At 66.8% G+C, this 11,831-nt stretch carries 1 protein-coding gene; it reads right to left on the bottom strand.

Translation table 11 applies throughout. The features are described from left to right. Positions 1–11,831 (bottom strand): non-ribosomal peptide synthetase (locus A9W99_RS01765; RefSeq protein ID WP_156622898.1); only part of this gene is annotated, 11,831 nt, incomplete at both ends.

Genomic DNA, 11,831 nt, shown 5'->3' with positions numbered 1-11,831 from the left:
CCCGGTGCCCACCGATCCACCACCTCGACCGGGCACGCCTCCCCGCCGAGCAGTAACGCCGCCGACTCCAACCCCTGCGGAGACAGCGCCGCCACCGCCGACGGGGTCTGAGTCAGGACGTTGACCTGCTCGGCGACCAACACCGCATGGAAATCGTCCAGGGAGCCCGTCACCTCTTCGGGCACCACCACCAGCCGCCCACCCCGTAGCAGCGCGCCCCAGATCTCCCACACCGAAAAGTCGAACGCATACGAATGGCACTGCGTCCACACCTGCTCCGCCGGGAGTTGGGAAGGCAATGACTCCGCCAAAAGCGTCACGTTGGCGTGCGTGACCGCCACCCCCTTGGGCACTCCCGTCGTGCCCGAGGTGTAAATCAGGTAAGCAAGGTCGTCCGGGCTCGGCGCGGGCAACACCGTGCCGGGCTGGGCGTCCACCACGGGGTCATCAACAGCAACGACCACCACGTCATGGCCGGCCAGCTTTTCCGATAACTCCGCGGTGGTGACCGCGGCCACCGGTGCAGCATCGGTGAGCATGAACTCGATTCGCGCCGCCGGGGCCGAGGGATCCATCGGCAGATAAGCTGCGCCGGTTTTGAGCACCGCCAACATCGAGACCACCGCCTCAACCGAACGGTGAAACAGCAGCGCCACACACTGGCCCGGGGCCACACCCCGGCCAATCAATATATGCGCCAACCGATTTGACGCCTCGTCGACCTCGCGGTAGGTCCACGAAACCTGCCCGCAACGGATCGCCACCGCCTCCGGGGCACGCTGCACCTGCGCGGCGAACAGCATCGGCACCGACACCGCCGGACCGGTGGGCCTAGTCAACGTGGCCCGGTTGCCGAACTCATCCAACCGCGCATGCTCAACCTCGTCGAGCACATCTATCGCCGACAACCGCCGTGCCGGGTCGTCGGTCAGCGCCGCCAACACCCGCTCAAGACGCTCGATCAGCACCTCGATACTGGCCGCGTCGAACACATCGGTACGGAACTCCACGCCTCCGCCGATCCCGGCGGGCTCACCGTCCTCAGTCCAGCGTTCGGCCAGGAAGAAAGCGAGATCCATGCGGGCAGTGCGCGTGTCGACGCGCACCTGGGCGGCCTGCAAATCGCCGAAGGTCAGTCCGGCGGGGGGGCCGTTATGTTGCCAGGGCAGATTCTGCCAGGCCAGCGCCACCTGGATCAGCGGCGAATGGCTAAGCGACCGCGTGGGATTGAGTCGCTCGACAAGCAGCTCGAAGGGCACGTCTTGGTGTTCGTATGCGGCCAGGCTGCGCCGCCGCACCTGGGCCAGCAGTTCCGCGACCGTCGGATCACCGGTCAGGTCGACACGCAGCACGAGGGTATTGACGAAGAAACCCACCAACTCATCCAGGCCCGGGTCGCGGCGCCCGGCGACCGGGAAACCCACCGCCACATCGCTGCTGGCGCTGAGGTTGGACAGCAGCGCCGCCAGGGCAGCCTGAACCACCATGAAACTGGTCGCGTTGTGCTCGCGAGCAAACCGCTGCACCCGCTGCTGCAACTCCACCGGCCAGTCGATTGCCACATGCGCGCCGCGCTGATCAGCCACCAACGGATAGGGCCGATCAGTGGGAAGTTGGAGGCGCTCAGGCATACCGGCCAGGGCTTCTTCCCAGAATTCCAACTGCGCAGCGATGGGGCTGTCGCTGTCCGCCAGATCACCGAACTGCTCGCGTTGCCACAGCGTGTAATCCGCATACTGCACCGGCAACGGCGCCCAATCAGGAGCCCGTCCCGCGCGCCGGCTGGCATATGCCAGACCCAAATCGCGCGCCAGTGGGGCGATCGACCAGCCGTCCGCCGCGATATGGTGCACCACGATCACCAGCACGTGTTCGTCGTCAGCCACGCGGAAAAGCCAGGCGCGCAATGGGATTTCGCGAGCCAGGTCAAACGTGTAGCGGATCGCCGCGCCGATTGCATCACCGAGCCGGGTTGTCGACCAGTCAGTGGCCTCGATGACGTCCCACCCGAAGTCGGCCTGTTCAGCGGGCACCACCACCTGCAGGGGTATCCCGTCGTGCGTCGTGAACAGCGTCCGCAGGCTCTCATGGCGACCCACCACATCGGCCAGCGCCGCACCCAACGCGTCGGCGTCGAGTCGCCCGCGCAGGCGCAACGCCGCGGGCATGTTGTACACCGGCGACGGCCCCTGCAACTGGTCGATAAACCACAACCGGCTCTGCGCGTACGACAACGGGACCCGCATCGGTCGCCGCATCGACTGTACCGGCGGGCGAGCAGTGCCGCCCCGATGCAGCTCCAGATACTGCGCGAGACGGCCGACGGTGGACGCGTCAAACAGATACCGCACCGGCACTTCCCTGCCCAACGCCAACTGCAGCCGCGCACTCACCCGGGTGGCTATCAGGGAATCCCCACCGAGGGCGAAGAAGTCGTCGTCAAGTCCGACGCGATCCACACCCAACACCTCGGCGAACGCCTCGGCGACGACGTTCTCGGTCTGAGTCTGCGGTGCCCTGAACGGGGCACAGGCAGATAACGGTGCCGGCAGCGCCTTGCGGTCGAGCTTGCCCGAGGAGGTCAACGGGAACTCGTCGAGGACCACAATCTGCGCCGGCATCATGTACTCGGGCAACCGCGCGCTCAACCGCTGCCGCACCGCGCTGACCTTGGCGTTGGTCTGGGGGTCGTTAGCGTGGATCCGGCCTCGGTTCGCCTCGGCGGAGGCTAGGTACAGGTTGGTCAGCGGTGGGGTGTGCTCGCCATCCGGATCGGCGGCGACGAAGACGGCATCGAGGGTGCCCGGTTGGGCGCCCCAGGTGACGGCGACGTGGTATCCGCTGGATTCACCGAGGCGGTGCAATTGCTCGGGGACAGCCCCAGCGCTCCCGGTGTCGGCTTGGGCGAGGGCGTCGGCCAGCGACAGCCCAGCCGCAAGGCCGTGTTCGACGCGGACGTCGCTGATCAGTCCGGCGCGAGGAATGTCGGTGACGCGAACGGAGGCGGGACGTTGGGATATCAACAGCGTGCCCAGGCCGTCCAGGCTTGCACATTCAGTCCAGGCCCATGTCGGTGCGGCGGCCACTGAGCGCGCCTGGGCTGGGGCTTTGTAGAAGGTGACGTCGTAGCGGTACCGGTTGAGTTCGTTGTCACCCAAGCCGCGTTTGACTTCGATGGCGACTCCGGCCACCGACGCATGATCGGCGGCTATGTTGGTGAAAAACTCTGGGCTGAGCAATAATTCGGGTTCGCCGAGCATGGCGGACTGGACTCGTTGACGTATCTCGGCGGTGTTGGTGGAGGTGGTGCGGGCCAGCACGACCCCGGTTTGGAACGCGCCGTGCAGGTTGTGGTTGCGCACATCCCCGATGAACAGTGACCCGCCGGGAGCCAGCAGACCCATGGCGTTGTTGATGACCTCCGCCAGGTATCCCGAGTTGGGGAAGTACTGCACGACCGAGTTCAGGATGATGGTGTCGAAGCAGCCCTGCGGCAGTGCCTCGGTAACGTGCGCTGGCTGGGTCAGCAGCTCGACTCGATCACGCCAGGGGATCTGCGACTGTTCCAGCGTGTGGGCCAGCTTGTCGATGACCACCGCGGACATATCCGTGGCGACGTAGTGCTCACACGCCGGCGCGATCTGCGACAACACCAGTCCGGAGCCCACCCCGATCTCCAGCACCCGCCGCGGCCGCAGCGCCATGATCCGATCCACCGTGGCGGCACGCCACTCCACCATCTCCTCCAGCGGAATCGGGGAATCGGTGTAGCTGCTGTTCCAGCCCCGGAAATCCATGCCGAACCCGGGCACCTCGACTTCGGCGCCGTACAACTCGTCATAGAGCTGTTGCCACTCTTCGACGACTTCGGCGTCCGAGATGCCCCCGTCGGCGGTGTTGGTGTGCTCGACGGTGATGTAGGCGATCAGCTGGGCACCGGCATCGCTCTGGTGCACGGTGACCGCGGCGCGGGCGACTTGCGGGCAGGCCAACAGCGTGTTTTCGATTTCGCCCAGTTCGATGCGCTGGCCACGCAGTTTGATCTGGGTGTCCGCGCGGGCGAGATAATCCAGCGAGCCGGCGCGGGTCCAGCGCACCAGGTCGCCGGTGCGATACATGCGTGTCCCCGCAGCCCCGTACGGGTTGGCCACGAATCGTTCCGCGGTCAACTCCGCACGAGCCACGTAGCCATGCGCCACCGGAGGCCCAGCTAAGTACAGCTCGCCGATGACCCCGATCGGCGCCGGGTTCAGCCGCGCGTCGAGTACCAGCGCGGACATCCCCGGAATCGGGGTCCCGATGTCCACCGGCTGCCCCGCCGACAGCGGCGCACTGCTCGTCGCCCAAATGGTGGCCTCAGTGGGACCGTAGAGGTTGAACACCCGTCGACCCGGCGCCCAAGCGGCCACCAACTCCAGCGGGCACTCCTCGCCCATGGTGAGCAGCGTGTCCAATCCGTCCAGCCGGGTACGATCCAGCGACGCCAACACCGACGGGGTGATCACGGCGGCGCTGACGCGCTGCTCCCGCAGCAGCCCAGTCAACGAGTCCCCGGCGTACACCTGCGGCGGGGCCACCACCAACGCCGCCCCGGATCCGACCGCCAGCAACATCTCGAACACCGAGGCATCGAAGGTCGGCGCGGCCACCGTCAACACCCGCGCATCCGTGCCCAACCCGAACGTCTCGCGTTGCGCCGCAACCAATCCCAGCAGGCCCGCGTTGCTGACCGCCACTCCCTTGGGGACACCCGTGGACCCCGAAGTGAAAATCACGTAGGCCGTGTCATCCACGCCCAACGGCGCCAACCGGTCGGCGTCGGTGATGGGATCCGCAGGGCGCCCGGACACGTCGCGACCGCCGATGCGCAGCACCGGGCGCACACCCGCCCCGGCCAACATCCCTTCATCAGAGGTCAATGCACACACCGCCGAGACCGCGTCTAGCACGGTGGCAATCCGCTCGACCGGATGGGTCCGATCCACCGGCACGTATATGCCGCCGGCCTTGACCACTGCCCACCAGGCGACCACCAATTCCAGACACCGATCGATCGCCACGCCCACCGCGCGCTCCGGACCAACCCCGGCCTCGATCAGCATCCGCGCCAACCGCGTCGACCACTCATCGAGCTCGCGATACGACAACTCGCGCGCACCGTCGACGACGGCCACCGCGTCCGCATCGGCCGCCACTGCCGCAGTCAACAACTGCGGCGCCACGCCCACCGGCGCGCCCACACCAAGACCGGACCACCCCGAAAGCAGCAGTTCACGCTCACCGTGGTCCAGCAGCGCCACATCCCCCACCACCACCGACGCATTCGCTGCGGCGGCCTCGATCACCCGGCCGAACCAGGTGACCAACCGCTCAATGGTCGCCCGGTCGAACAAGTCGGTCGCATACGACACCACCCCGGCGGCCATCGTGGCGGCGGAGTCCTCAGTGCGCACCTCGCTGAGATGGAATTCGAGGTCGAATTTGGCAGTGTGGGTCGACGCCCCCAGCGGCTCGGCGCTGACGCCGTCGAACGTCAAAAGCCCGGGACGCACATTGTTCTGGAACACCATGGCTACCTGAAACAGCGGATGATGCGCCGTAGATCGGACCGGGTTGAGCTGCTCGACGAGCCGCTCAAACGGCACATCCTGGTTGCTGTAGGCTTCCAGCGCCTTCTGCCGCACTTCCTGAAGCACAGTGTTGAATCGCTGCTGGGAATTCACCCCGACCCGCAGCACCCAGGTGTTGACGAAAAACCCGACCAGATCATCGAGTGCCGCATCGAGCCGCCCGGCGATCGGCGTGCCCATCACCACGTCGTCGCCGGCTCCGACACGGTGCATCACCACCGCCAAGACCGTTTGCAACACCATCGACGGCGTCGCGTTATGCGCCGACGCCAGCGCCTTGACCCCCGCCCACACCTGCGGGTCGATGCGAATCTCCACCCGATCACCGCGGTAACTGGGCACCGGCGGGCGGACCCGATCCGCCGGCAACGACACCACCTCCGGCAGATCGGCCAACTCCTGCCGCCAGTACCGCAACTGCCCGGCAATCACACTGTCGGGATCAGACTCCGCCCCCAGCCACTCCCGTTGCCACAACGTGTAATCGACATACTGCACCGGTAACGGCGCCCATTGCGGGGCCTGGCCTTGCTGGCGCGCCCGGTACGCCTCGGCCACGTCACGGACCATCGGAGCCAGCGACCACCCGTCAAAAGCGATGTGGTGCACCACAATTGCCAGCACATACTGCTCGGGACCTACCGAATAGATCTGCGCACGAATGGGAATCTCGGTCGACAAGTTGAATCGATACCCCGCCAGCGCCATCAACTCGGCAGCGAGATCCTCCTCCGGCAACGACACCACCGCCGCGCCCCCGCGCCGCCACATCCCGGCCTGGGCCGGCAGCACCTGCTGGAACGGCACACCGTCGATGTCGGGAAATACGGTGCGCAGCGATTCGTGGCGGGCGATCACATCGTCGAGACTCGCGCTCAACGCCTTGACATCCAGCGCCCCGCTCATCCGAAAAGCGGTGGGAATGTTGTAGGTCGCAACCCCACCCTCGAAGCGGCTGAGGAACCACAACCGGCTCTGGGCAAACGACAGCGGGATGACTGCGGGGCGCGCTACCGCCACCAACGGCTTGCGGCTGCCCGCTTTCGCATTGATGCGAGGCGCCAACTGGGCGATCGTGGGTGCGTCGAACAAGGTGCGCGCCGAGAGGCCGGCATCCAGGCCGGTGTTGATGGCCGCGATCACCCGCATCGCTGACAGCGAATCTCCACCCAGGTCGAAGAACGAGTCGTCGACGCCGACGCGCTCCAATCCCAGGACGTGGGCGTAGATGTCGGCCAAGATCTCCTCGACCGCGTTGGCGGGGGCGCGGTAACGATCGCCATCGGTGTAATCGGGTGCGGGGAGGGCGCGCTTGTCGAGTTTGCCGTTAGGCGTCAGCGGCAGCGCGTCGATCGCCATCACCGCGCCCGGCACCATGTAGGCCGGCAACCGCTCGGCCAGTACCGCGCGTATCTGGTTCGGGTCCGCGTTGCCGGTGATGTAGCCGACCAGGCGCTTGTCGCCGGGATGGTCCTCCCGGGCGATCACTACCGCCTGCTCTACGCCGTCGAGCGCGGCTAGGGCGGTTTGGACTTCACCGAGCTCGATGCGATACCCGCGGATCTTCACCTGCTCATCGGCGCGTCCCAGATACTGCAGCTGCCCATCGGCACCCCAGCGCACCAGATCCCCGGTGCGGTACATGCGCTGTCCCAGTGCACCCGCACCGTCCGCGCGGAAGAACGGACATGCCACAAACCGCGAGGCCGTCAACGCACCCCGGCCCACATACCCGCATGCCACCCCGGCACCTGCCACGTACAACTCGCCGACCACCCCGGCCGGCACCGCCCGTAGCCAGCCATCGAGCACGAAGAACGCAAGATCCGCCAATGGCACGCCGATGGGACTGGCGCCGCGCTCGGCGTCGCGGTTGACGATTTCCCGCAACGAGGCATGCACAGTCGTCTCGGTGATGCCATACAAGTTCATCAACCGCGGCAGACCTGGATGATTATGCAGCCAAGTCCCAAGACGTTGTGGTTCAAGCGCTTCGCCGCCGAACACCACGGTATGAAGCTCAAGCCGACGCCCCGGCTTGGACTGCAGCGCGTCGGCGGTCTGCAGCGCGTAAAACGCTGAGGGGGTTTGGCTTAAGACGCTGACGTGTTCAGTGACCAGCAGATCGTGGAAGGCGTCTGGTGAGCGGACCACCTCGTCGGGCACCACCACCAGCCGACCACCGTGCAGGAGGGCCCCCCAGATCTCCCATACCGAGAAGTCGAAGGCCAAGGAGTGGAACTGCGTCCACACCTGTCCAGGGGTCAGTTCAAGGTCGGTTTTGAGCGACTCAAACAACCGAGTGACGTTGTGGTGGGTGGTGGCGACGCCTTTGGGGACACCGGTGGTGCCCGAGGTGTAGATCAGGTAGGCGACGTCGTCGGGGGCCGGCGCCGGTGGTGCGGTGCTGGGTTGGCTGTCGACAGCTGTGTCGTTGACATCGATCACCACCACGTCAAACCCGTCCAGCTGTGCGGCCAGCTCCGCGGTTGTGATGGCGGCGATCGGCGCCGCATCGGTGAGCATGAACTCCATTCGCGACCGCGGATGCGCCGGGTCGATCGGCAGGTACGCAGCCCCGGTCTTGAGCGCCGCCAACATCGCCACGATGGCCTCGGCCGACCGGTTGAACAGCAGCGCCACACGATCACCGGGACCTACCCCGTGGCCGGCCAACAAATGAGCCAACCGGTTAGCGGCATCGTCGAGTTCGCGATACTTCAGTGCCACATCCCCGCAGCTGATCGCCACCGCCTCGGGCGTACGGGCCACTTGCTGGGCGAACACCATCGGCAACGACGCCGGCGCGGTCGCTGGCCGGTTCAACGCCGCCCGGTTGCCCCACGCGTCCAGTCGGGCTTGCTCGACCTCGCCGAGCACATCGATGGACGACAATGCCCGGGTGGGTGCGGTGGTCATGGCGGCCAATACCGTCTGCAATCGCGCAATCAGCGCGTCGATGCTGACGGTGTCGAACACCTCGGTGTCGTATTCGACGCGAAGGCCCAGTTCGGGACCCGGCTGGGCTTGGACTGTGAGCCGGTAGTGGGTGGCTTCGCGGCTGCTGAACTCGGTGATACCCAACTCCTCGACGCCGGATAAAGCGGTGGTGTCGACCGGGTAGTTTTCGAACACCAACAACGTGTCGAACAGTTGCTCGTGGCCGGTGAGGCGCTGGATCTCGCTGAGCGCCAGGTGCTGATGCTCGACGGTGTGGTTGTGCGCGTGTTGCAGCTGGTCGAGCAGGTCGGCGGTGCTGGTTGTGGCGGTGAGCGTGGCGCGCACCGGCACCGTGTTAATGAGCAGGCCGACCATTGACTCTGCGCCGGGCACCTCGGTGGGTCGCCCCGACACGGTGGTGCCAAAGACGATGTCGTGCTGGCCGGTCAGGCCAGACAGCAGCTGCGCGAACGCACCCTGGAGCACCGTGCTGATCGTGGTGTGGTGGGCGCGCGCCAGCTCGCTGAGGACCTGGGTGGTGTGTTCGGGGATCCGGTAGGAGGCGAGGCTGCGCTGCCCTAGCCGCAACCGGCCCGCCGGACCCACTAAAGTGGGGTTGTCAAAACCGGCCAGCACCTGGGCCCAGGCCGCGCGGGCGGCCTCCAGGTCACGTTCGGCCAACCAGCTCACAAACCTGCGATACGAGCCGGCCGCAGAAAGCCGCTGGCCGTTGTAGGCGGCGAAGAGCTCCCCCAGCACGATCGGCAGCGACCAGCCATCGATCACGATGTGGTGGAAGGTCAGCACGCACCGGTGCCGCTGGCCGGCGGTGCGGATCAACGCCACCCGAAACGCCGGCGGGTGAGCGATATCGCCGACTGCGGCGCGCTCGGCGGCACACAGCTGCCGGATCAGCTCATCGACATCACCATCGGCGCTGTCGAGCTCGATATATTGCCAGCCTGCCGTGGGATCCTCGGGGATGATTTGCACCGGCTCGTCGAACTGCGGACAAAACCGGGCGGCTAGGTTGGGATGGCGGTCGACCACGGTCTGCACCGCCTCGCGCAGCCGATGCGCATCGAGGGCGCCGGCGATGGTGATGTCGAGCTGCATCGCATACAGATCGGTGTCGTTGCCAGCTGCGGTGCTGGCGTGAAAGAGCAGGCCCTGTTGTAGTGGGGTCAGCGGCAAGATGTCGGCGACCCGGTAGTGCTGGCACAGTTCATCGATTTGGGGTTGGCTCAGCCGGGCCGGTGCAATGTCCGACGGGGTCAGCCCGCCCCCACCGGCGCGCACATGCGCGCAGATCCCGCCCAGCGCCTGGATCCAGATTCGGCTCAGCTGGTTGACGGCCGCCTCATCGAGCGCTGAGGGCGCCCACATCCAGTTGGCCAGCAGCTGCGGGCCGGCCTCGGTGTCCACGGTGAGCGCGTTGAGTTCCACACTGTGCCCCAGCGGCATGGGCACCGCGGCGGCCGCACCGATCAGCGCCACCGCCTGCGGGTCGATGCGCCACAGATCACCACGTCCGTCACTGGCCGCGCCGCCCAGCCGGCCCAGATAGTTGAACCCGATCAGCGGGTCGGCGTCACCCAGGTCGACTTCGGGGTTCAAGTAGCGCAGCACCCCATAGCTCAGCGGGTGCGGCAACGCGCGCAGCTGCTCCTTGACGTCCTTGACCAACGCCCCCAGCCCCGGCTCACCGGCGATCACCTGCCCCCAGCGCAGGCCCCCGACATTCAAAGCCACCGGGTATTTGGTGGTGAACCAGCCCACGGTGCGCGACAAGTCCAGCTGCGCGTCCAACTCCTCATGACGCCCGTGGCCCTCGACGTCGATCCCCACCGGCGCGGAGCCGTTGCCGACAAACTGCGCCACCGCCAAGGCGTACGCGATCAGCAAAATGTCCTGCACGCCGGCGTGAAACGCCGCCGGCACGTCACCGAGCAACAGCCCGGTCATCTCGGCATCCAGTGCCACCGACAAATGCCCGGCGCTGGCATAGGTATCGCGCGCAGGCTGCGGCGCCGGCAACACTGCCGGGGATCCCACCACCTGCTTCCACGCATCCGCCCACGCAATGACGTCAGGACGGCGCGCATACTCACCCAGCAGCGCCGCCCACCGGGCAAACGACGTCCCGGACGCCGGCAACACGACGGGCTGGCCGGCACGGTGCTGGGCCCAGGCGAGGTTCAGATCATCAAGCACCACCCGCCACGACACCGCATCAATGACCAGATGGTGAACGACCAACACCAACTGAGCCGTCTCGGCGGCCCACACTGCGCTCAGCATCACCCCCGCGCCCGGATCCAACCGCGCCCGCGCCTCCACCAGCGACTCATCGGACACCACGTCGACGGTGTGCATCCGATCGCTCGCCTCGATGGCACCGCGCTCGGGCACCGTCAAGGACCAGCCCCGCGCCCCGTCGTCCACCAAGCGCGCCCGCAACATGGCATGGCGATCCAGCAACGCCTGCACCAGCACCACCACATGGGCCTGGCTCACCCCGGCCGGGGCCGACACCAGCATCGTCTGGTTGAACTCATCGACAGGGCCAGCCACACCGGCCAGCCAGCACATGATCGGGGTTGCCGCCACCGACCCGATCCCCTCATCGACCACACCGGCGGTCTCGGCCGTCCCGGCCACCCGGGCCAGCCGGGCCACCGTCTGCTCGACGAACACGTCCCGCGGGCGGCACACCAGACCGGCTGCCCGGGCCCGGGCCACCACCTGCATCGAGGAGATGCTGTCCCCACCCAATTCGAAGAACGAGTCATCCACCCCGACCCGCTCCAACCCCAACACCTCGGCATAAATACCGGCCAGAATCTCCTCAACCGCATCCTGGGGAGCCCGGTAGCGGTCCAGGGCCTGATATTCCGGTGCCGGCAGGGCACGCACGTCGAGTTTGCCGGTCGGTGTGACGGGCAGCGCCTCGATCACCACGATTGCGGCGGGCACCATATAGGCCGGCAGCCGCTCAACCAACGCCGCGCGTAGCTCGACGGGGTCGGCAGTGCCGGTGACATAGCCGACCAGACGCCTATCGCCGGGGCGGTCCTCACGCGCGATCACCGCCGCCTGCGCCACTCCCGCCAAACCTGCCAGCGCCGTGTGGATTTCGCCGAGTTCGATGCGATACCCGCGGATCTTGACCTGCTCATCGGCGCGCCCCAGATACTGCAGTTGCCCATCAGCGCGCCACCGCACCACATCCCCGGTGCGATACATCCGTTGCCCAGACGC

Source organism: Mycobacterium sp. 1164966.3 (assembly GCF_001665395.1).
Lineage (GTDB): Bacteria > Actinomycetota > Actinomycetes > Mycobacteriales > Mycobacteriaceae > Mycobacterium.
Note: the sequence above shows the minus strand (reverse complement) of the source record. Positions and strands in the feature narration are given on the sequence as shown.